Annotated in this window: 17 protein-coding genes and 1 riboswitch; of the genes, 16 read left to right on the top strand and 1 reads right to left on the bottom strand. The window is 71.6% G+C overall.

The genetic code is table 11. From position 1 onward, the window contains the following. Positions 1-429 precede the first annotated feature (429 nt). Entirely contained in the window at positions 430-1,419 is a 990-nt protein-coding gene (locus ACVW19_RS20800; RefSeq protein WP_457460819.1) for a malate dehydrogenase, read from the top strand. A gap of 61 nt (positions 1,420-1,480) precedes the next feature. Here ACVW19_RS20800 and ACVW19_RS20805 read toward each other — a convergent pair whose 3' ends face one another. Beyond that, complete coding sequence (locus ACVW19_RS20805; protein WP_457460820.1) at positions 1,481-2,170, bottom strand: GntR family transcriptional regulator; 690 nt, start codon at positions 2,168-2,170, stop codon at positions 1,481-1,483. Positions 2,171-2,340: 170 nt separating this feature from the next. On the opposite strand from ACVW19_RS20805, the gene ACVW19_RS20810 reads away from it, so the two are divergent. From ACVW19_RS20810 to trpS, 15 genes are all read left to right on the top strand, one after another. Beyond that, on the top strand, positions 2,341-3,489 hold the full coding sequence (locus ACVW19_RS20810; protein ID WP_457460821.1) for a Rieske 2Fe-2S domain-containing protein: 1,149 nt from the start codon (positions 2,341-2,343) through the stop codon (positions 3,487-3,489). Between the two features lie 397 nt (positions 3,490-3,886). After that, complete coding sequence (locus ACVW19_RS20815; protein ID WP_457460822.1) at positions 3,887-4,819, top strand: ABC transporter substrate-binding protein; 933 nt, start codon at positions 3,887-3,889, stop codon at positions 4,817-4,819. A gap of 3 nt (positions 4,820-4,822) precedes the next feature. Beyond that, positions 4,823-5,767 carry an amino acid ABC transporter permease gene (locus tag ACVW19_RS20820; RefSeq protein WP_457460823.1) on the top strand — a complete coding sequence of 315 codons (945 nt, stop codon included), beginning with the start codon at positions 4,823-4,825 and terminating at the stop codon, positions 5,765-5,767. An 80-nt stretch (positions 5,768-5,847) separates the two neighbouring features. Then, complete coding sequence (locus ACVW19_RS20825) at positions 5,848-6,600, top strand: amino acid ABC transporter ATP-binding protein (RefSeq protein ID WP_457464699.1); 753 nt, start codon at positions 5,848-5,850, stop codon at positions 6,598-6,600. A gap of 34 nt (positions 6,601-6,634) precedes the next feature. Next, complete coding sequence (locus ACVW19_RS20830; protein WP_457460824.1) at positions 6,635-7,192, top strand: hypothetical protein; 558 nt, start codon at positions 6,635-6,637, stop codon at positions 7,190-7,192. Between the two features lie 115 nt (positions 7,193-7,307). Then, the gene (locus ACVW19_RS20835) at positions 7,308-8,303 is read left to right on the top strand and encodes a PDR/VanB family oxidoreductase (RefSeq protein ID WP_457460825.1); all 996 of its coding nucleotides are present in this window, start codon (positions 7,308-7,310) and stop codon (positions 8,301-8,303) included. A 187-nt stretch (positions 8,304-8,490) separates the two neighbouring features. After that, positions 8,491-10,011 carry an aldehyde dehydrogenase family protein gene (locus tag ACVW19_RS20840; RefSeq protein ID WP_457460826.1) on the top strand — a complete coding sequence of 507 codons (1,521 nt, stop codon included), beginning with the start codon at positions 8,491-8,493 and terminating at the stop codon, positions 10,009-10,011. 198 nt (positions 10,012-10,209) lie between these two features. Beyond that, positions 10,210-11,745 carry a GMC family oxidoreductase gene (locus tag ACVW19_RS20845; protein ID WP_457460827.1) on the top strand — a complete coding sequence of 512 codons (1,536 nt, stop codon included), beginning with the start codon at positions 10,210-10,212 and terminating at the stop codon, positions 11,743-11,745. After that, positions 11,745-12,887 carry a quaternary amine ABC transporter ATP-binding protein gene (locus ACVW19_RS20850; RefSeq protein ID WP_457460828.1) on the top strand — a complete coding sequence of 381 codons (1,143 nt, stop codon included), beginning with the start codon at positions 11,745-11,747 and terminating at the stop codon, positions 12,885-12,887. The genes ACVW19_RS20845 and ACVW19_RS20850 overlap by 1 nt, the downstream gene beginning before the upstream one ends. Beyond that, positions 12,887-14,830 (top strand): ABC transporter permease, encoded by a 1,944-nt coding sequence (locus ACVW19_RS20855; RefSeq protein ID WP_457460829.1) that lies wholly within the window; start codon positions 12,887-12,889, stop codon positions 14,828-14,830. Before ACVW19_RS20850 ends, ACVW19_RS20855 begins: the two co-directional genes overlap by 1 nt. A 1-nt stretch (position 14,831) precedes the next feature. Further along, the gene (locus tag ACVW19_RS20860; RefSeq protein WP_457460830.1) at positions 14,832-15,788 is read left to right on the top strand and encodes an ABC transporter substrate-binding protein; all 957 of its coding nucleotides are present in this window, start codon (positions 14,832-14,834) and stop codon (positions 15,786-15,788) included. Between the two features lie 280 nt (positions 15,789-16,068). Continuing rightward, complete coding sequence (locus ACVW19_RS20865; RefSeq protein ID WP_457460831.1) at positions 16,069-16,407, top strand: hypothetical protein; 339 nt, start codon at positions 16,069-16,071, stop codon at positions 16,405-16,407. 37 nt (positions 16,408-16,444) lie between these two features. Further along, positions 16,445-17,668 carry a glutathionylspermidine synthase family protein gene (locus tag ACVW19_RS20870; protein ID WP_457460832.1) on the top strand — a complete coding sequence of 408 codons (1,224 nt, stop codon included), beginning with the start codon at positions 16,445-16,447 and terminating at the stop codon, positions 17,666-17,668. Between the two features lie 160 nt (positions 17,669-17,828). Continuing rightward, a riboswitch (ZMP/ZTP riboswitch) is annotated at positions 17,829-17,934 on the top strand. A gap of 31 nt (positions 17,935-17,965) precedes the next feature. Continuing rightward, complete coding sequence (locus ACVW19_RS20875; protein WP_457460833.1) at positions 17,966-19,414, top strand: glycine hydroxymethyltransferase; 1,449 nt, start codon at positions 17,966-17,968, stop codon at positions 19,412-19,414. Positions 19,415-19,661: 247 nt separating this feature from the next. Continuing rightward, positions 19,662-20,675 carry a tryptophan--tRNA ligase gene (trpS, locus tag ACVW19_RS20880; RefSeq protein WP_457464700.1) on the top strand — a complete coding sequence of 338 codons (1,014 nt, stop codon included), beginning with the start codon at positions 19,662-19,664 and terminating at the stop codon, positions 20,673-20,675. The last annotated feature ends 88 nt before the right edge of the window (positions 20,676-20,763 follow it).

Raw genomic sequence — 20,763 nt, forward strand, 5'->3', positions numbered from 1 at the left:
CCCGCCGACGAGCCGGGCGCGCCGTGCAGCCGCCCGTGAAGTTCGTGGCGCGGTGTGCGCATGAGACGGCGGAACCGGGGCACGTGAACCTCACCCCCACGGGAGTCCGGCACGATCGGTCCCCCGATCGGCGGCCGCCTCCGCCCCTCTCCCGGACAGGCGGCCGCCTTCCCCCGGGCGTGCTCGCGTACACGTTCGTCACTCTGTGGGACTGACCACACGGAGCCTGGACGTCCACGATCGTGGATGCCGCGATAGCCTGATCGCTGGATCTCTCTTGACGCCAAGAGATCGATCACCGGTACTCACCACGATGACCCATCCGCACCGGTGGTCGATCATCGTGGCGGGCACCGGTCACGCGCCGGAGCGGGATCCGTACCCCCGGGGCCGGGACGCCCCACCGCCAGCTGTCATACGGAGAACGCCATGACCCGCACTCCCGTGAACGTCACCGTCACCGGCGCGGCCGGCCAGATCGGTTACGCCCTGCTCTTCCGCATCGCCTCAGGCCAGCTGCTCGGCGCGGACGTGCCGGTCAAGCTGCGCCTGCTGGAGATCACCCCCGCGCTCAAGGCGGCCGAGGGCACGGCGATGGAGCTGGACGACTGCGCGTTCCCGCTCCTGCAGGGCATCGACATCACGGACGACCCGAACGTGGCCTTCGACGGCGCCAACGTCGCCCTGCTCGTGGGTGCCCGCCCGCGCACCAAGGGCATGGAGCGCGGTGACCTCCTGGAGGCCAACGGCGGCATCTTCAAGCCGCAGGGCCAGGCCATCAACGCCCACGCGGCGGACGACGTCCGGGTGCTGGTGGTGGGCAACCCGGCCAACACCAACGCGCTCATCGCCCAGGCCGCCGCCCCGGACGTACCGGCCGAGCGCTTCACCGCGATGACCCGTCTGGACCACAACCGCGCGCTGACCCAGCTGGCGAAGAAGACGGGTTCGACGGTCTCCGACATCAAGCGCCTGACCATCTGGGGCAACCACTCCGCCACCCAGTACCCGGACATCTTCCACGCCACGGTCGCCGGCAAGAACGCCGCCGAGGTCGTGAACGACGAGAAGTGGCTGGCCGAGGACTTCATCCCGACCGTCGCCAAGCGCGGTGCCGCGATCATCGAGGCCCGTGGCGCCTCGTCGGCCGCCTCCGCCGCCAACGCGGCCATCGACCACGTCCACACCTGGGTCAACGGCACCGCGGACGGCGACTGGGTCTCCATGGGCATCCCGTCTGACGGCTCCTACGGCGTCCCGGAGGGTCTGATCTCCTCCTTCCCGGTCACCGTGAAGGACGGCACGTACGAGATCGTCCAGGGCCTGGAGATCAACGACTTCTCCCGCGCCCGCATCGACGCCTCCGTCAAGGAGCTCGAGGAGGAGCGCGAGGCGGTCCGCGGCCTCGGCCTCATCTGATCCGAAGCCGGCCCACCGCGCCCCACCGGTCGTTCGACCGGTGGGGCGCGTTGCTGCGGAGCTACGCGGGACGGTCCAGGGTGATACCGCTGCCCTCCGGGAGGGCCTCCTCGTAGCCCGTGTACATGTGCTGGTCCGCCAGCCGGATCAGCAGCTTCTCGTCACCCGCGCGGGCTGCTTCCAGCAGGGCGCGGTGCTCCTCCGTCATCAGGGACACGTTGCCCGTGTCCGTGACGTAGGAGCGGGTGATCCGCCGGTTGACCGGATGTTCCCAGAGCGTGGCGAGGGTCCGCAGCAGCAGCGCGTTGCCGCACGGTTCGACCAGGGACAGATGGAAGGTCCGGTTGAGCTCGAACTGCGCCGCCCCGTCCGCGGGGTCGCTCGCTTCCATGTCCTCGATCACGGCGGCCAGCCTGCTGAGCCGGGCCTGGTCGTGCTTGCCGCAGGCGAGTCGCAGCGCGAGGGACTCCAGAGCGCTGCGCACCTGGTACACCTCGGCGATGACCTCGGGGCGCAGGGCGTTCACGAGGTAGCCGCTGCCCGGCAGCCAGGTCACCAGGTCCTCGTGCGCCAGCCGGTTGAGGGCATCACGGACCGGGGTGCGCGACACCCCCAGGGTCTCGGCCACCTGCTCCTGGATGAGCGGTGTGTCGGCCTCCAGCACCCCGGCGACGATCTCGTCGCGCAGGCGCTCGTAGACCCGCACCCCCAGCGGCCGGGAGTCCCTGGGGTCGCTGTGCAGTGGTTCCACGTCGGCTCTCCGTCCTGCTGCTCGCCGCCCGCGGCCCGGCCCGGGGCGGGTGCCCGGACCGCCGGTGCCGAGGGCCGGGGATCCCCGGCTGAAGACAATCACTTGAACCGACCCATTGTGCCCTACGCATTCACTGTATACGGTGCATCCACCGCATCCAGGGAGGCAGTATGAGCACGGTCACAACCGGCGGGGTCACCTCCGGTGAGTACGTCCTCAACACTTGGTACGTTGCCGCGTGGTCCACCGAGGTGAGCAGGAAACCGGTGCGCCGCGTCATCTGCGAACAGCCACTCGTGCTCTACCGCACGCAGGCGGGGGAGGCCGTGGCTCTCGCCGACCGGTGTGCCCACCGCGCCTATCCGCTCTCCGAGGGCCGGACCGTCGGGGATTCCGTCGAGTGCGGCTACCACGGGTTCGCCTACGGTCCCGACGGCGTCTGCACCCGCGTTCCGGCGCAGTCGTCCATTCCCGTACGGGCCCGGGTGCGCCGCTATCCCGTCGTGGAGAAGGACGGATGGATCTGGGTGTGGACCGGCGACGCCGAACTGGCGGACGCGTCCCTGGTCCCCGACACGCACTGGATGGCCGACCCGGAGTGGGCGACCGTGACCCACACCGTGCTGTTCGAGTGCCGCCACGACCTCATCCACGACAACCTGCTCGACCTGACCCACGAGTCGTTCCTGCACCAGTCGACCGTCGGTGACGATTACATCTACGAGCACGGGATCACCGTGGAGGTGGACGGCGCCGTGGTCACCGTCGACCGGCTCATGCCCGGGGTGGAGGCCCCGCCGCTGTACGCGCAGACCATGGGTGTCACGGGGCTCTACGACCGTTTCCACGCCACCGAGTTCCACGTGCCCGCCTACCACGTGCTGCACTCCGGGATCACCGCACAGGGAGCCCCACGCGAAGAGGGCCACCTGATCAAGGTGCTCAACGGCATCACCCCCGTGGACCGGCACACCACCTGGTACTACTACGCGTTCAGCCGGAACTTCGCGGTGGACAACGAGTGGGCCACCACGGAACTGGAGACCGGCCTGGCCACCGTGCTGCGCGAGGACGCCGACGCCCTCAAGGCCCAGGAGATCGGGATGCGGGAGCGCCCGGCCGGCGAACACGACGTGCTCATCGGCCAGGACGCCGGCGTGGCCAAGGCCCGCCGCGTCCTCGCCAAACTGCTGGCCGACGAACGCCGGGCCCGGACAGGGGGGCCGGCCGGCGACGCATCCTCCCCGCCCCCCGCTTCCGCCGCCACCGTCCCCCCGGCCGCCACCGTCCCCCCGGCCGCTGCCGTCGCCGGCGGCTGACGGCCCGCACCCCCGTCCCGCGCCGAGCGGCGGCCGCCACCCTCCTCCGACGGCCGCCCCGGAACCCCTCCGGGGGCCCGGCGCCCGCCCGCGGGTCACGCCCCGAGCCCCGCGCACCCCTCCGCTCCCCTTTACTCCGCTCCCCTTTACTCCCCTCCGCTTCTCCTCTGCCTCTCCGGACACCAGGGCACCGCCACCGGCCCTTCGGGTACGTCACGCGGCGCCACCACGTGCCGACCCTCGTCCGAACGTCCCGCGGGACGCCCGCTCCGCAACGCCACCGAGTGCCGCCGCGCGCCTCGGCACCGCTCTCCACCCGTCGCAGCCCCACCCCCCGCACCGCCTCTTCCGGTTCGCCTCGGCCGTCCCCGGCCCGACCTGTCCGAAAGGCACCACCGTGCGTCACACATCCCGTACCGCCGCCCTCGCGACGCTGCTCCTGCTGGCCGCCACCGCCTGCACCGACGCCTCGGCCGGCGGCACCGACGCCCCGGCCGACGGCGATGCCGCCACCGGGGCCACCGCGCCCGCAGACCGGTCCGACAGCGCCGTCGCGGTCGACCCGGCAGCGGCCGGACTGCTCCCCGCGGCCGTCAAGCAGAAGGGAGTGCTCACGGTCGCCAGCGACGCCTCCTACCGCCCGTTCGAGTACTTCGACACGGACAACAAGACGATGATCGGCTTCGACATCGACATCACCGACGCGCTCGGCGCCAAGCTCGGTCTGGAGGTCGAGCACGTCAACGCCGGCTTCGACGGCATCCTGCCCGGCCTGTCCGCCCGTAAGTACGACATCGGCGCATCGGCCTTCTCCATCACCCCGGAGCGCGCCAAGTCCGTGGATTTCGTGCGCTATGTCGACCTCGGTTCCGCCATCGCCGTGAAGAAGGGCAACCCGCTGAAGCTGCGCATGGAACCCATGGCGTTGTGCGGACGCACCGTCGCCGCCCAGAAGGGCAGCATCCAGGGGTTGGAGCAACTGCCGGAGATCTCCGCGGCGTGCACGAAGGCGGGCAGGGCCGCGGTGCGCACGGAGATGTTCCCGTCCCAGGACGGGGCCAACCTCGCACTGGTCAGCGGCCGTGTCGACGCCTCGATGGCCGACACCGCCCCGCTCACCCTCCAGGCGAAGGCGTCGGGCGGCCAGTTCGAACTCGCCCCCGGCCCCGAGTACAAGCCGGTCCCCGCCGGACTCGCCCTCGCCAAGGGGTCCGAGCTGAAGGCCGCCCTCGACGCGGCGATGAAGTCCCTGACGGCGGACGGCACGGCCGGCAAGCTGGCCGACAAGTGGGGCGTCCCCGCCCAGGCGGCCCCCGAGAACGGGAGCTGACCCATGGCCGCCTCGTCCCCACCCCTCACCGAATCCCGACCGCAGCCACCGTCCGGCATCGAGAAGCTGTCCGTCGTACCGAAACGGCATCCCGGCCGCTGGGTGTCGGCAGCACTGCTCCTGCTGATCGGCGTGGCGGGACTCACGTCGGTCTTCACCAACCCCCGCTTCGGCTGGGACGTCGTCGACACCTACCTCCGGGACGTGTCGATCGGCCACGGCCTCCTGATCACCCTGGAACTGACGGCCGTCTGCATGGCCGTCGGTATCGCCCTCGGGGTGCTGCTGGCGGTGATGCGGCTGTCGGCGAACCCCGTCGTACGGTCCGCCGCGTTCCTGTACGTCTCGTTCTTCCGGGGCACACCCGTCCTGGTCCAACTGCTGTTCTGGTACAACCTGGCGGCGCTCTACCCCACGCTGACCTTCGGTGTTCCCGGGGTCGCCCTGGACGCCAACCAGCTGATCACCCCGATGGTCGCAGCCGTCCTCGGCCTCGGCCTGAACGAGGCCGCGTACATGTCCGAGATCGTGCGGGCCGGCATCCAGTCCGTCGACCACGGTCAGGGCGAGGCGGCCGGGGCCCTCGGACTGACCCGGGCGCAGACCCTGCGCCGGGTGATCCTGCCGCAGGCGATGCGCGTCATCATCCCGCCGACCGGCAACGAGACGATCGGCATGCTCAAGACGACCGCGCTGGTCAGCGTCCTCGCCGTACCCGACCTGCTCTACTCCGCTCAGATCCTGTACGCGCGCAACTTCCAGACGATCCCGCTGCTGATCGTCGCCAGCATCTGGTACCTCGTCGTCACGACCGTCCTGACGGCCGGTCAGTTCTACGTCGAGCGGCGCTACTCCCGGGGCGACCGGGTGCTGCCGCCGACGCCGCTCCAGCGCCTGCGCGAGGCAGTGCGCGTGCACGCGCCGATCGCGACCCGGAGGACCTCATGACCGCATACGCGAAGACCGGCGCCGCGAGCACGGCCGCCGGGCCGGACAACGGGACCGGCACGGGTCCGGACGGCGCCCCGATGCTGAGGGCCGTACAGGTCCGCAAGCGCTTCGGCCGTCTGGAGGTGCTCAAGGGCGTCGACCTGGAGGTCGAACGGGGCGAGGTGGTGTGTCTCATCGGCCCCTCGGGCTCCGGCAAGAGCACCTTCCTGCGCTGCGTCAACCACCTGGAGTCGATCGACGACGGCCGGATGTGGGTGGACGGCCAGGTCGTCGGCTACGAGCAGCGCGGCTCCAGGCTGCACGAACTCGGCGACAAGGAGATCTGCCGCCGGCGCGCCCGGATCGGCATGGTCTTCCAGCACTTCAACCTCTTCCCGCACATGACGGTGCTGCAGAACCTCGTCGAGGCCCCGGTGCGGGTGCTGCGCGAGCCCAAGGCGGAGGTGGCGGAGCGGGCGACGGGTCTGCTCGACCGGGTGGGGCTGCGCGACAAGGCGTCCGCCTACCCCCGCCATCTCTCCGGCGGCCAGCAGCAGCGCGTGGCCATCGCCCGCGCCCTGTGCATGCGGCCCAAGCTGATGCTCTTCGACGAGCCGACCTCGGCACTCGATCCGGAACTCGTCGGCGACGTGCTCGCCGTGATGCGTGACCTGGCCACCTCCGGAATGACCATGGTCGTGGTGACGCACGAGATGGGCTTCGCCCGCGAAGTCGCCAACCGGGTCGTGTTCTTCGACGCCGGCCAGGTCGTCGAGTGCGGCCCCGCCGCGCAGATCATCAACGATCCACGGCACGCCCGCACCCAGGCGTTCCTGGCCTCGGTCCGCTGAGTCCGGTCCGCTCGCACGAAGGAGGAGAACGGCGATGAGGCTGCTGCTGCGTTCCAACGCCCACCGCACGGTGCACGAGGGCTGCCGGGAGGTGGCCGCGTCCCCCGACACCCCCCGCCGGGAGCGGTGGAGTTGGCAGGTGCGGCTCCTCACGGCGGGTCGGCCCCGGTCGGTGGACGGACCCGCCGACGGGCTGGGCGAAGGACCTGAGGGCCGGCCCGCGAAGGCCGTTCGGACCGTCCGGTCCCTGGCCGGGGACACCGCCGTGGAGGTCATGTCCGACCCCGGGCGGATCAGCGCCGAGGTGGTGGTCGTCGGAGCCGACGTGCCCTTGGAGCTGAAGCGCGCGGCCGAGGAGATCGTGGTCCTGCTCGCCTCGGGCCGGCCGGTCCTCGTCGAGGACCGGCACCGGCTGGAGGACGCGGACGCCATGGTCCTCGAGGGGGACGACCCGCTGGCGGTCACCGTCGCTCCGCTCGGCATCACGGGGGCGGCCGACGGTACGGCCTCCGGCGCCGCGGGCGGCGAGGCGTTTCTCGCCGTCGTCCGGCTGCGCACCCACGACGGCGGCGCGCTCGGCTGGGTGCCGTGAACAGTCCCGCACGGCCCCGGCGGACCCCACCGCCCGACGGCGCCCATCGAACCGACCCCACCGAGAACGACCCCACCGAATCCGCGGCCCCGGCCGCGACAAGGAGTGAACGACGATGCGTGTCCGGGACGAGGAGCAGCGGCTGACGCTGCGCGTCACCTCCCTGGTGTGGGAGGCCGAACAGGTCCTTTCCGTCCACCTGCGTCGGCCCGGCGGCGCCCCCCTGCCCGCCTGGGAGCCGGGCGCGCACGTGGATCTGTGCCTGCCGGGAGGCCTGACCCGTCAGTACTCCCTGAACGGATCCCCCGACGACCCCGGCACCTGGCGGGTGACCGTCCTCCTCGAAACCGCCTCGCGCGGCGGCTCCGCCGCGGTGCACCGCGTCCTGCGGCCGGGGGACCTGATCGAGGTCACCGGCCCGCGCAACAACTTCGCCCTCGTCGACGCCTGCGCCGAGCACCTGTTCATCGCCGGGGGCATCGGCATCACCCCGCTGCTTCCCATGATCGGGCGGCTGGCCGCCCGCGGTGCCCGCTGGTCGCTGCTGTACGGGGGCCGCACCCGGCAGAGCATGGCCTTCCTCCCGGAGCTGGCCGGGTACGGGGGGCGTGTGCTCGTCCGCCCCGAGGACCGCTTCGGCCTGCTCGACCTGGCCGGGTTCCTCGGCTCCCCGAGGACCGGCACCCTGGTCTACGCCTGTGGCCCGGAGCCGTTGCTCGGGGCGGTCGAACGCGTCTGCTCCGACTGGCCCGTCGGCACCCTGCACACGGAACGCTTCGCCGCCCGCCCGCAGGGCGCCTCCTCGGCCGACGGCGACACCGACGCCGGCGGCCGGGAGGGCGAGGCTCCCTTCGAGCTCGTCCTCGGACGCAGCGGCCGCACCCTCACCGTCCCCCCGGGCAGCACCGTCCTGGAAGCCCTGGAGGCCAATGGGCTGGACCTGCCCAACTCCTGTCGCGAGGGCATATGCGGCACCTGCGAGACCAAGGTCGTCGACGGCGTCCCCGACCACCGCGACAGCCTGCTCTCCGAGGAGGAACGCGCCGCCAACGACACCATGATGATCTGCGTGGGCCGCGCCCGGACCCCCCGTCTGACCCTCGATCTCTGAACGCCCCTCCGCTCCCCGACACATGGGGCTGTTTCTTCCGTTTCGTTCGAATGCTTCGTGAGGAAGCGCACGTTTCGCTGTGGATCGCGCATGCATTCGAGCCCCCGGGGCAGGTGCACCCGGTCCCGTGGGACGACACCTGTGTCACTCACGGGCGCTGAACAGGAACGGAAGGCAGCAGGCGATCATGGCGGACAGTACAGAGCTTCAGGTGCGCACCTCGATCCACGCGGGAGGCGAGTGGCGGGCGGCCCTCTCGGGAGCCACCCGCGAGATCCTCGACCCCGCGGACGCGCTGCCGTTCGCCGTGGTCGCGGAGGGCGACGAGAAGGACGCCGACCTGGCGGTGGCCGCCGCCCGGCGGGCGTTCGACGAGGGCCCGTGGCCGCACACCCCCGTCGCCGAACGGGCCGCGCTGCTGCGCCGCGTCGCCGGTCTCCTCGTCCGGGACAGGGAGACGCTCGGCCTGCTGGAGAGCCGGGACGCGGGCAAGACCGTCGAGGAGGGGCGCGTCGACATCGACTGTGTCGCCGACGCCTTCCGCTACTTCGCCGACCTGGTCGCCGGGGAGGCCCCCGGCCGGGTCGTCGACGCGGGCTCCACCGACGTCCACAGCGTCGTCGTGCACGAGCCCGTCGGCGTCTGCGCCATGATCACGCCCTGGAACTATCCGCTGCTCCAGGCCAGTTGGAAGATCGCCCCCGCCCTCGCGGCCGGCAACACCTTCGTCGTCAAGCCCAGCGAGATCACCCCGCTGACCACCGTGGCGCTCATCGACCTGCTGATCGAGGCGGGGCTGCCCACCGGGGTCGCCAACATCGTCACCGGGCCCGGTCACACCGTCGGCGCCCGGCTCGCCGAGCACCCCGACGTCGACCTGGTCTCCTTCACCGGCGGACTGGTCAGCGGCACCAAGGTCGCCCAGGCCGCCGCGCCGGGCGTGAAGAAGGTCGCCCTCGAGCTCGGCGGCAAGAACCCCAACGTGGTCTTCGCCGACGCCTGCGCCACCAGGGACGGCTTCGACACCGCCGTCGACCAGGCGCTCAACGCGGCCTTCATCCACAGCGGCCAGGTCTGCTCGGCGGGTGCCCGGCTCATCGTCGAGGAGTCGGTCCGCGACCGCTTCGTCGCCGAACTCGCCCGCCGCGCCGAGAAGATCAGGCTCGGCCGGGGCACCGCGGACGGCGTCGAGTGCGGACCACTGGTCTCCGAGCAGCAGCGCGACAGGATCGAGGCGTATGTCGCCTCCGCGCTGAAGGAGGGGGCGGTGCTGCGCTCCGGCGGCAAGCGGCCCGAGCCGTCCGCCGACCGGCCCGAAGCCGGCTACTTCTACGAGCCGACCGTCCTCGACCACTGCCACCGCGAGATGCGGGTCGTGCGCGAGGAGGTGTTCGGACCGGTCCTCACCGTCGAGACCTTCCGCACCGAGGACGAGGCCGTGGCCCTCGCCAACGACACCGAGTACGGGCTGGCCGGCGCCGTCTGGACCGCCGACGCGGGCCGCGCCCGGCGGGTGGCCGGACGGCTGCGCCACGGCACCGTGTGGATCAACGACTTCCACCCCTACCTCCCGCAGGCGGAGTGGGGCGGCTTCGGCAAGAGCGGAGTGGGCCGCGAACTCGGCCCGGCCGGCCTCGCCGAGTACCGCGAGACCAAGCACGTCTACCAGAACCTCGCGCCGAAGCCGGTGCGTTGGTTCGCGGGCTGAGCCGCCACCGCCGAGCGGCACCCGGAGTGGACGCGGTGCGTGCGGCCCGGTCCGCACGCACCGCGTGACGCCGTACTGCTTCAAACGTACTGCCTCGAACGACACCCCTGACCAGGGCTCCGCCCGAGGTCCCGCCGACATCGCTCGGCACCCTTTGTCCCCCTGTCCCGTCCCAGAGTCCCCGTAGGAGCGACCTCCATGCCGGATCACACCCACGAACGCACGTACGACTACGTTGTCATCGGCGGCGGTACCGCAGGGTCCGTCATCGCCTCCCGGCTGACCGAGAACCCGGACGTCACCGTCGCGGTCATCGAGGGCGGCCCCAGCGACGTCGGCCGCGACGACGTACTGACCCTGCGCCGCTGGATGGGCCTGCTCGGCGGCGAACTGGACTACGACTACCCCACCACCGAGCAGCCACGCGGCAATTCGCACATCCGGCACAGCCGGGCCCGGGTCCTCGGGGGATGCTCCTCGCACAACACCCTGATCGCCTTCAAGCCGCTCCCGTCCGACTGGGACGAGTGGGAGAAGGCCGGTGCCAAGGGCTGGGGCGCGGTGCAGATGGAGGCGTACTACGCCCGGCTCAAGAACAACATCGTCCCGGTCGACGAGAAGGACCGCAACGCCATCGCCCGTGACTTCGTCGACGCCGCCCAGGGCGCGCTGGGCGTGCCGCGGGTCGAGGGCTTCAACAAGAAGCCGTTCGACGACGGCGTCGGCTTCTTCGACCTCGCCTACCACCCGGAGAACAACAAGCGCTCCTCGGCGTCGGTCGCGTATCTGCACCCGGTGATGGACGAACGCCCCAACCTGACGATCATGCTGGAGACCTGGGCGTACCGGCTGGAGCTGAACGGCACGCGCGCCGAGGGGGTCCACGTCCGCACCAAGGACGGCGAGGAGATCCTCGTACGGGCCCGGAACGAAGTCCTGCTGTGCGCCGGCGCGGTCGACTCGCCCCGGCTGCTGCTGCACTCCGGCATCGGCCCGAAGGCCGACCTGGAGGCGCTCGGCATACCCGTGGCGCACGACCTTCCCGGTGTCGGCGAGAACCTGCTCGACCACCCCGAGTCGGTGATCGTCTGGGAGACCGACGGCCCCATCCCGGACAACTCCGCGATGGACTCCGACGCGGGCCTGTTCGTGCGCCGCGACCCCGAACACGCGGGCCCCGACCTGATGTTCCACTTCTACCAGATCCCGTTCACGGACAATCCGGAGCGACTGGGCTACCAGCGGCCGGAGTTCGGCGTCTCCATGACCCCGAACATCCCCAAGCCGAAGAGCCGCGGCAGGCTCTACCTGACCAGCGCCGACCCCGAGGTCAAGCCCGCGCTGGACTTCCGCTACTTCACCGACGAGGGCGACTACGACGGCCGTACCCTCGTCGACGGCATCCGCATCGCCCGCGAGATCGCGAGGACCGAGCCACTGGCCCGCTGGCTCAAGCGCGAGGTGGCCCCCGGCCCGGACATCACGGGCGACGAGGAGCTCAGCGAGTACGCCCGTAAGGTCGCCCACACCGTCTACCACCCGGCGGGCACCTGCAAGATGGGTGCGGCGGACGACGAAACAGCCGTCGTCGACCCCGAGTTGAGGATTCGCGGCCTGCAGGGCATCCGGATCGCCGACGCCTCCGTCTTCCCGACCATGACCGCCGTGAACCCGATGATCGGCGTGCTGATGGTCGGCGAGCGGGCCGTCGACCTGATCGGGAGTGATGCGTGATGGGTACCGCCACCGCCCCCGCCGCTTCCGCCGGCTCGGAGGCCGACTCACCCGTCTTCTCCGTCGACGGACTGTGGAAGGTCTTCGGCCCGAAGGCCGACCGGGTGCCCGGCGACCCCGAACTCGCCGCGCTCGACCCGGCCGGACTGCGCGCCCGCACCGGGTGCACGGCCGCCGTCCGGGACGTCGGCTTCGACGTCCGCAAGGGCGAGGTCTTCGTCGTCATGGGCCTGTCCGGCTCCGGCAAGTCCACACTGGTGCGCTGTCTGACCCGGCTGATCGAGCCGACCGCGGGCACCATCGCCATCGACGGCGAGGACGTCCGCGCCATGGACAGGGCGCGGCTGCGCGAACTGCGCCGGCACCGCGCCGCCATGGTCTTCCAGCACTTCGGGCTGCTGCCGCACCGCACCGTCCTCGACAACGTGGCCTACGGCCTGGAGATCCAGGGCATGGGCAAGGCGCAGCGACGCGCCAAGGCCGCCGAGGTCGTCGCCAAGGTCGGCCTGGAGGGCATGGAACAGCGCAGACCCGCCCAGCTCTCCGGCGGCCAGCGCCAGCGCGTCGGGCTCGCCCGCGCCCTCGCCGTCGACCCCGAAGTGCTGCTGTTCGACGAGCCGTTCAGCGCGCTCGACCCCCTCATCCGGCGCGACATGCAGGAGGAGGTGATCCGGCTGCACCGCGAGGAGAGCCGCACGATGGTCTTCATCACCCACGACCTGAGCGAGGCCCTGAAGCTGGGCGACCGCATCGCCCTCATGCGCGACGGACGGGTGGTCCAGCTGGGCACCCCCGAGGAGATCGTGGGCTCGCCGGCCGACGACTACGTCCGTGACTTCGTCCGGGACGTCCCGCGCGAACAGGTCCTCACCGTCCGTACGGCCATGCGCCCCGCCGCCTTTGCCGAGGAGGCCGACAGCGGCCCCGCCGTCCGCCCGGACGCCACGGTGGCGGAGGCCATCGAGGCCGTCGCCCGCGGGGGCGGTCCGGCCCGGGTCCTCGACGAGGGCCGCTGTCTGGGCGTCGTCGACTCCGACGCGCTGCTGTCGGTGATCGCCGGGACGGGGCAGCCCGCCGGGACGGGACAGTCCGCGGAAGCGGGGCAGCCCGCCGGGACGGAGCTGCCCGAGGAGGCCGTCTGATGGTGACCGTCACCGCAGTCGCCCCCCGGACCGGCCGGTCCGGTCTGCTCGGACACCTCGCCGTGCGCAAGCTCCTGCTGCTCACCGTGGCCGCCGCGGTCCTCGTCCCGTTCGCCGTCGCTCGCTGGGCCGGCGGCAGCTGGCCCGAGGCGCTGACCGTGGACGTCTCCGGACCGCTGGCCGGGGCCAGCGACTGGATCATCGACAACCGGGACTCCCACCCCCTCTTCCTGTACTTCTTCGGCCACGTCAGCAACGTCGTCGTCGTCACCGTACGGGCCGTCTACCTCGCCCTCCTCGCCGTCGGATGGGCGGGGGTGACCGCTCTCGCCGGGCTCGTCGCCTGGCGCGTCGCGGGCATCCGCCTCGCACTCGGCACCGCCGTCGCGTTCCTCGCCTGCGGACTGCTCGGCATGTGGGTGCCCACCATGCAGACGCTGGCCCTGATGGTGGTCGCGGTCACCGCGTCCGTCGCCGTCGGCGCGCTGCTCGGGCTCGCCGCCGGGCTCTCCGAGTGGATGGACCGCGTCCTGCGCCCGGTCCTGGACACCATGCAGGTGTTTCCCGCCTTCGCCTACCTCCTGCCGGTCGTGCTGGTCTTCGGCATCGGCGTCCCGGCCGCCGTCCTGGCCACCGTCATCTACGCCGCGCCGCCCATGGCCCGGCTGACCTCGCTCGGTCTGCGGGGTGCCGACAAGGAGGTGCTGGAGGCCGTCGAGTCGCTCGGCACCACGTCCCGCCAGCGCCTGCTGACCGCCCGCATCCCGCTGGCCCGCAAGGAACTCCTCCTCGGCCTCAACCAGACGATCATGATGGCGCTGTCCATGGCCGTCATCGCCTCGGTGATCGGCGCGGGCGGTCTCGGCGACCGCGTCTACCAGGCGCTGGCCTCGGTCGACGTGGGCGCGGCCCTCGCCGCCGGCATCCCGATCGTCCTGCTCGCCGTCGTCCTCGACCGGGTCACCGCAGCGGCCGGGGCGGGCCTCGGCGAGGCGCCCCGGCCCCGCACGCACTGGCTGTACGTCGCGGCCGGCGCCGCGGCCGTCGCGGTCGCCGGACGCCTGACGGACCGGCTGGAGTGGCCCGGCGGGTGGGTCGTCGCCCTCGCCGAACCGGTCAACGGCGCCGTCGACTGGATGACCGACCACCTGTACTCGGGCGTCCCCGTCGGCGGCGGCACCGCCGACTGGGCCGCACGCTTCACCACCTGGGTCCTCGACCCGGTCCGGGACGGACTGCAGTGGCTGCCCTGGTGGTCGGTGCTGTTCGTGGTCGCCGCCCTGGCCTGGCTGATCGGCACCTGGCGCACCGCGCTCACCGCCGTCCTCGCCATGGCCGCCATCGGGGTGCTCGGCGTGTGGGAACCGTCCCTCGACACGCTCTCCCAGGTCCTCGCGGCCGTCGCCGTCACCCTCGTCATCGGCTTCGCGATCGGCGTCGTGGCCTCCCGCAGCGACCGTGTCGAGCGGCTGCTGCGGCCCGTGCTGGACGTGTTCCAGACCATGCCGCAGTTCGTGTACCTGATCCCCGTCGTCGCCCTGTTCGGCGTCGGCCGCGCCCCCGCCGTCGCCGCGGCCGTCGTCTACGCGCTGCCGGCCGTCATCCGCATCACCGCCCAGGGGCTGCGCCAAGTGGACCCGGCGGCGCTGGAGTCGGCCCGCTCGCTCGGCGCGACCGGCGGTCAGCAGCTGCGCCAGGTCCAGCTCCCGCTGGCCCGTCCGGCACTGCTCCTCGCCGTCAACCAGGGCGTGGTGCTGGTCCTCGCCGTCGTCATCATCGGCGGCCTGGTCGGCGGTGGCGCCCTCGGCTACGACGTCGTCTTCGGGCTCGCCCAGGGCGATCTGGCGACCGGTCTGGTCGCCGGTGCCGCGATCGTCTGCCTCGGCCTGATGCTCGACCGGGTGACCCAGCCCACCGAACGCCGTGTGAAGAAGGGAGCCTGACATGCGACGCCGTACGACCTCCGCGGTGGCCGGAGCCTTCGCGCTCGCGCTGCTCACCGGCTGCGGTGCCGCGGACATGACCAAGCAGGCCTCGCCGTTCGCCAACGCCGAGGGCGCACGGACGGTCACCCTGTCCGTGCAGTCCTGGGTGGGCGCCCAGGCCAACGTGGCCGTCGCCCAGTACCTGCTGGAGCACGAACTCGGCTACCGCGTCGACACCGTGCAGGTCGACGAGGTGCCCGCCTGGGACGCGCTCAGCCAGGGCCGGGTCGACGCCATCCTGGAGGACTGGGGCCACCCGGAGCAGGAGCAGCGGTACGTCCAGGACAAGAAGACGATCACTCCCGGCGGTGACCTCGGGGTCACCGGGCACATCGGCTGGTTCGTGCCGACGTACTTCGCGGAGCAGCACCCCGACATCACCGACTGGAAGAACCTCAACAAGTACGCCGAGCAGTTCCGCACCGCGGAGAGCGGCGGCAAGGGCCAGCTCCTGGACGGCTCACCGGCCTACCTCACCAACGACAAGGCGCTGGTGAAGAACCTGAAGCTGGACTTCCAGGTGGTGTTCGCCGGGTCCGAGGCCGCGCAGATCACCCAGATCAAGCAGTTCGCCAAGGAGAAGAAGCCCTTCCTCAGCTACTGGTACACCCCCCAGTGGCTGACCGCGAAGGTGCCGATGACCGAGGTGGAGCTGCCCGAGTACGAGGAGGACTGCGACGCCGACCCGGCGAAGGTCGCCTGCGCCTACCCGCACACCCCGCTGCAGAAGTACCTCAACGCGGACTTCGCGCAGGACGGAGGCGACGCGGCGGACTTCCTGAAGAAGTTCACCTGGTCGACCGAGGACCAGAACGAGGTCTCCCTGATGATCGCCGACCGGAAGCTGACACCGCAGGAAGCGGCGGGGAAGTGGGTGGCCGCCAACGAGTCCACCTGGAAGGCATGGCTGCCCTGACGACCGGCCCGGTCCGGGCACGACGCACAGCCCCGCACCCACCGCGCCCGGTGGGTGCGGGGCTGTGCACCGGACGCCCTGTGCAGAGCCCTTCCCCGGGGTTTTTGGCGTCGCACCAAGCGCGCACAAGGGAGCAAAAGCCGTGAAGCAACGGGGGAGTGAGGTTGTCCTCGGGGGTCTCGCGGACACCTCGGGCGGGCGGCGCCTAGGCTGGCCGCCGCGAGCCGGGGAGCAGGCGCCCGGGGGGCGGGTACACGCGGTACGAGGGGGAGTGGGGAACATGGCGGAGACCAGGCGACGACTGCGGTCCGGCACGGTGGTGCTCGGTGGCGTGGGCCTCCTCGCGGCCGCCCTGTCCGCGTGCAGTTCGGATCCGGACCGCCGCTGCGTGGACCGGAACAGCTACGACTACCCCAACGGCTACAAGATCGTCGCCGACAAGAACTGCACGACCTCCGGTTCCGTGGGCAAGGGCAGGTCCACCGGGTCGAAGCGGGTCGACGCCGACTGGTACTACGACGCGGATGTCAGCAACGGCCGGGCCCACAGCGGCACCTTCAGCCGGAGCGATGCCGTCGACCGGGACGGCTTCGGCTCCTCCGGCACCGGCGGCGGCTGAACACACCCCGGCGAGCGAAGGAACGAAGGACCCGCCCGTGGAACGCCGCACCATAGAGCCCCGCCCCGGCTGGCAGCAGACCGTCGAGGAACAAGGGCTCATCTACCCCCTCACCCTTCCCCAGGCCCTCGAGCCCGCCCGAGCGGCGGGGATGCCCGTCCCCGACGACGCCTGGGTGCCCTACTGGGACGAGAGCGCCTACTACGTCTTCGGCCTGGACGAGGTGGAGGCGCTGGAGGAGGTCGTCGAGGAGCTGCACCGCATGTGCCTCGCGGCCGCCGAGCACATCGTCACCGCCGACCGCTTCGCCGACCTCGGCATCACCGACCCGCGGGTCGTCGAAGCGGTCGCCGAGGCCTGGCACCGGCGCGCCGAACTCCCCTCCGTCTACGGTCGCTTCGACCTCCGCTACGACGGAACCGGCCCCGCGAAGCTGCTGGAGTACAACGCCGACACCCCCACCTCCCTCGTGGAGGCGGCCTCGCCGCAGTGGTTCTGGATGGAGGAGCGCTTCCCCGGCGCCGACCAGTGGAACTCGCTGCACGAACGACTCGTCGACGCCTGGAGGAAACAGGCCGCCCTCCTCCCGCCGGGCAGTCCCCTGCACTTCGCCCACTCCTCGGCCGACGAGATCGGCGAGGACCTCATGACCGTCGCCTACCTCAAGGAGACCGCCGAACAGGCGGGCCTCGCCACCGAGTGGCTCTCCATGGAGGAGATCGGCTGGGACCGGCTCTCCGGCCGCTTCGTGGACAAGAACCTCCGGTTCATCCGCAGCATCTTCAAGCTGTACCCCTGGGAGTGGCTCACCACCGACCGCTTCGCCGACCACGTCCTCGACACCCTCGACAACGGCGGCGGCACCGGCAGCACCCTGTGGATCGAGCCGGCCTGGAAGATGTTGCTCAGCAACAAGGCCCTGCTGGCGATCCTCTGGGAGCTCTACCCGGACCACCCCAACCTCCTCCCGGCCCACCTCGACGGCCCGCGCGACCTGGCGTCGGACACCGGCTACGTGGCCAAGCCGCTGCTCGGCCGCGAGGGCGCCGGTGTGACGATCCACCAGCCGGGCAGCGCCCCCGTCGTCCGCGACGAGCCCTGCTGCTACCAGCAACTCGCCCCGCTGCCGGACTTCGACGGCAACCACGTCGTCCTCGGTGCCTGGACCGTCGGGGACGAGTCCGCCGGCCTCGGCATCCGCGAGTCCTCGGGCCTCATCACCGACGAGTACGCCCGCTTTCTGCCCCACGTGATCCTTTAGCGCCCCGAAGGGGCGCGAGGAGGTGCCGGTATGCGACTCCGTCGCGGGGGCGCGACCGGCCACAGCGAACCCGCAGAGGGAAACCGGCGGCCGCCGGGCGGATGCTCCCGCTCGCATGGCGGACGCCTCGCCACGGCACTCCGTGCCGCCCGGTAGGCTGACCGAGGGCCGTGACTGGCGTGCTGGGATGGGACCGACCATCGGGGAGCGGCCCCCGGATCACCCCTGGGTGCCCGGTACGAGTGCCGTGCGCCTGGGCCATGCCGTGAACGCCGAACGCCACGTCCGGAGGTCCTCATGTCCGCCGAGCCCCTCTCCACCGCTTCCACCGCCTTCCGCTCCGCCCTCGACGTGATCCGCGCCGTCGAGCCGCGCGTCGCCGACGCCATCGGCCAGGAGGTCGCCGACCAGCGCGAGATGCTCAAGCTGATCGCCTCCGAGAACTACGCCTCCCCGGCCACCCTCCTGGCGATGGGCAACTGGTTCAGCGACAAGTACGCCGAGGGCACCGTCGGCCGCCGCTTCTACGCCGGCTGCCGCAACGTCGACACCGTCGAGTCGCTGGCCGCCGAGCACGCCAAGGAGCTCTTCGGCGCCCGCCACGCCTACGTCCAGCCGCACTCGGGCATCGACGCCAACCTGGTCGCCTTCTGGTCCGTGCTCGCCCAGCGCGTCGAGGTACCCGCCCTGGAGAAGGCCGGTGTCCGCCAGGTCAACGACCTCTCCGAAGCCGACTGGGCCGAACTGCGCCGTGCCTTCGGCAACCAGCGCATGCTCGGCATGTCCCTGGACGCCGGCGGCCACCTCACCCACGGCTTCCGCCCGAACATCTCCGGCAAGATGTTCGACCAGCGTTCCTACGGCACCGACCCGGCCACCGGCCTCCTCGACTACGAGGCGCTGCGCGCCTCCGCCCGCGAGTTCAAGCCGCTGATCATCGTGGCCGGCTACTCCGCCTACCCCCGGCTGGTGAACTTCCGGATCATGCGCGAGATCGCCGACGAGGTCGGCGCCACGCTCATGGTCGACATGGCGCACTTCGCCGGTCTCGTCGCCGGCAAGGTCCTCACCGGCGACTTCGACCCGGTCCCGCACGCCCAGATCGTCACCACCACCACCCACAAGTCGCTGCGCGGCCCGCGCGGCGGCATGGTCCTGTGCGACGACTCGCTCAAGGACCAGGTCGACCGCGGCTGCCCGATGGTCCTGGGCGGTCCGCTCCCGCACGTCATGGCCGCCAAGGCGGTCGCCCTGGCCGAGGCCCGGCAGCCCTCCTTCCAGGACTACGCCCAGCGTGTCGTGGACAACTCCCGCGCCCTCGCCGACGGCCTGATGCGCCGCGGCGCCACCCTGGTCACCGGCGGCAGCGACAACCACCTCAACCTGATCGACGTCGCCGCCTCCTACGGCCTCACCGGCCGCCAGGCCGAGGCCGCCCTGCTCGAGTCGGGCATCGTCACCAACCGCAACAGCATCCCGGCCGACCCCAACGGCGCCTGGTACACCTCCGGCATCCGCATCGGCACCCCCGCACTGACCACGCGCGGCCTGGGCACCGCCGAGATGGACGAGGTCGCCGCCCTCATCGACCGCGTGCTGACCACCGCGGAGCCCGGCACCACCAAGTCCGGCGCCCCGTCCAAGGCCGCCCACGTCCTCGACGCGAAGACCGCCGACGAGATCTCCCGCCGCGCCGCCGACCTGGTGGCCGGCTTCCCGCTCTACCCGGAGATCGACCTCGGCTGACGCCCGGGCGCCCCTTTCGTCCGGGGCTCTCAGCGGCCGGTCAGCTCCTGACGCGGCTCCCCACGCGGCGGTCCGGCACCGTACCGGGCCGCCGCGCGGCGTGTCGGCAGGGGCCCGGCGATGCCCGCCCCGACCCCCGCCCCGGCACACCACACCCGGTCCCGCACGCCGTTGCACCGCCGTGGACGGAATGGAACCTCCCTGTTCCTGACCAGTGCCCGACCGCTCCCCGCGGCCTGAGAGAATGGTGAGCATGGCTTCTCCGCGCGTGCTCTCCGGTATCCAGCCGACCTCCGGCTCGTTCCACCTCGGCAACTACCTCGGTGCCGTCCGCCAGTGGGTCGACATGCAGAACACCCACGACGCGTTCTACATGGTCGTCGACCTGCACGCGATCACGGTCCCGCAGGACCCGAAGCAGCTGCGCGAGAACACCCGGGTCGCCGCCGCCCAGCTCCTCGCGGCAGGCCTCGACCCGGACCGCTGCACGTTGTTCGTCCAGAGCCACGTCCCCGAGCACGCGCAGCTCGGCTGGCTGATGAACTGCATCACCGGCTTCGGCGAGGCCTCCCGGATGACCCAGTTCAAGGACAAGTCCGCCAAGCAGGGCAGCGACCGTGCCACCGTCGGCCTGTTCACGTACCCGATGCTGATGGTCGCCGACATCCTGCTCTACCAGGCCGACCAGGTCCCGGTCGGTGAGGACCAGCGCCAGCACCTGGAGCTGACCCGCGACCTCGCGGACCGCTTCAACCAGACCTACGGCGACACCTTCACCGTCCCGAGCGCGTACATCCTCAAGGAGACGGCGAAGATCTACGACCTTCAGGAACCGACCGCCAAGATGAGCAAGTCGGCGGCCACCCAGAAGGGCCTGATCAACCTGCTCGACGAGCCGAAGGCCACCGCGAAGAAGGTCAGGAGCGCGGTCACGGACACCGACACGGTGGTCCGTTTCGACCGCGAGCACAAGCCCGGCGTCAGCAACCTCCTGACGATCTACTCGACCCTCACCGGAGCGGGTATCACCGAACTGGAGGAGCGGTACGCCGGCAAGGGCTACGGTGCGCTGAAGACGGACCTCGCCGAGGCCGTGGTCGAGTTCGTGACTCCCTTCAGGGAGCGCACCCAGCAGTACCTGGACGACCCCGAGACGCTCGACTCGATCCTGGCCAAGGGTGCGGAGAAGGCGCGTGCCGTCGCCGCGGAGACCCTCACCCGGGCCTACGACCGGGTGGGCTTCCTGAGCGCCAAGCACTGAACGGACCGGGTCGCCGCCGACCGTACTGAACGCGACCCGGGCACCGATCCGTACCACCGGGCGAGCGCCGTACATCACGCCGGCTGCG

The sequence above is a fragment of the Streptomyces sp. TE5632 genome, assembly GCF_054061295.1.

Coding starts and splice junctions, on each gene's coding strand:
- ACVW19_RS20865 (WP_457460831.1), top strand. CDS start 16,069: ATGGCGGAGACCAGGCGACGACTGCGGTCCGGCACGGTGGTGCTCGGT.
- ACVW19_RS20810 (WP_457460821.1), top strand. CDS start 2,341: ATGAGCACGGTCACAACCGGCGGGGTCACCTCCGGTGAGTACGTCCTC.
- ACVW19_RS20845 (WP_457460827.1), top strand. CDS start 10,210: ATGCCGGATCACACCCACGAACGCACGTACGACTACGTTGTCATCGGC.
- ACVW19_RS20840 (WP_457460826.1), top strand. CDS start 8,491: ATGGCGGACAGTACAGAGCTTCAGGTGCGCACCTCGATCCACGCGGGA.
- ACVW19_RS20825 (WP_457464699.1), top strand. CDS start 5,848: ATGCTGAGGGCCGTACAGGTCCGCAAGCGCTTCGGCCGTCTGGAGGTG.
- ACVW19_RS20850 (WP_457460828.1), top strand. CDS start 11,745: ATGGGTACCGCCACCGCCCCCGCCGCTTCCGCCGGCTCGGAGGCCGAC.
- ACVW19_RS20800 (WP_457460819.1), top strand. CDS start 430: ATGACCCGCACTCCCGTGAACGTCACCGTCACCGGCGCGGCCGGCCAG.
- ACVW19_RS20835 (WP_457460825.1), top strand. CDS start 7,308: ATGCGTGTCCGGGACGAGGAGCAGCGGCTGACGCTGCGCGTCACCTCC.
- ACVW19_RS20855 (WP_457460829.1), top strand. CDS start 12,887: ATGGTGACCGTCACCGCAGTCGCCCCCCGGACCGGCCGGTCCGGTCTG.
- ACVW19_RS20830 (WP_457460824.1), top strand. CDS start 6,635: ATGAGGCTGCTGCTGCGTTCCAACGCCCACCGCACGGTGCACGAGGGC.
- ACVW19_RS20860 (WP_457460830.1), top strand. CDS start 14,832: ATGCGACGCCGTACGACCTCCGCGGTGGCCGGAGCCTTCGCGCTCGCG.
- ACVW19_RS20875 (WP_457460833.1), top strand. CDS start 17,966: ATGTCCGCCGAGCCCCTCTCCACCGCTTCCACCGCCTTCCGCTCCGCC.
- ACVW19_RS20820 (WP_457460823.1), top strand. CDS start 4,823: ATGGCCGCCTCGTCCCCACCCCTCACCGAATCCCGACCGCAGCCACCG.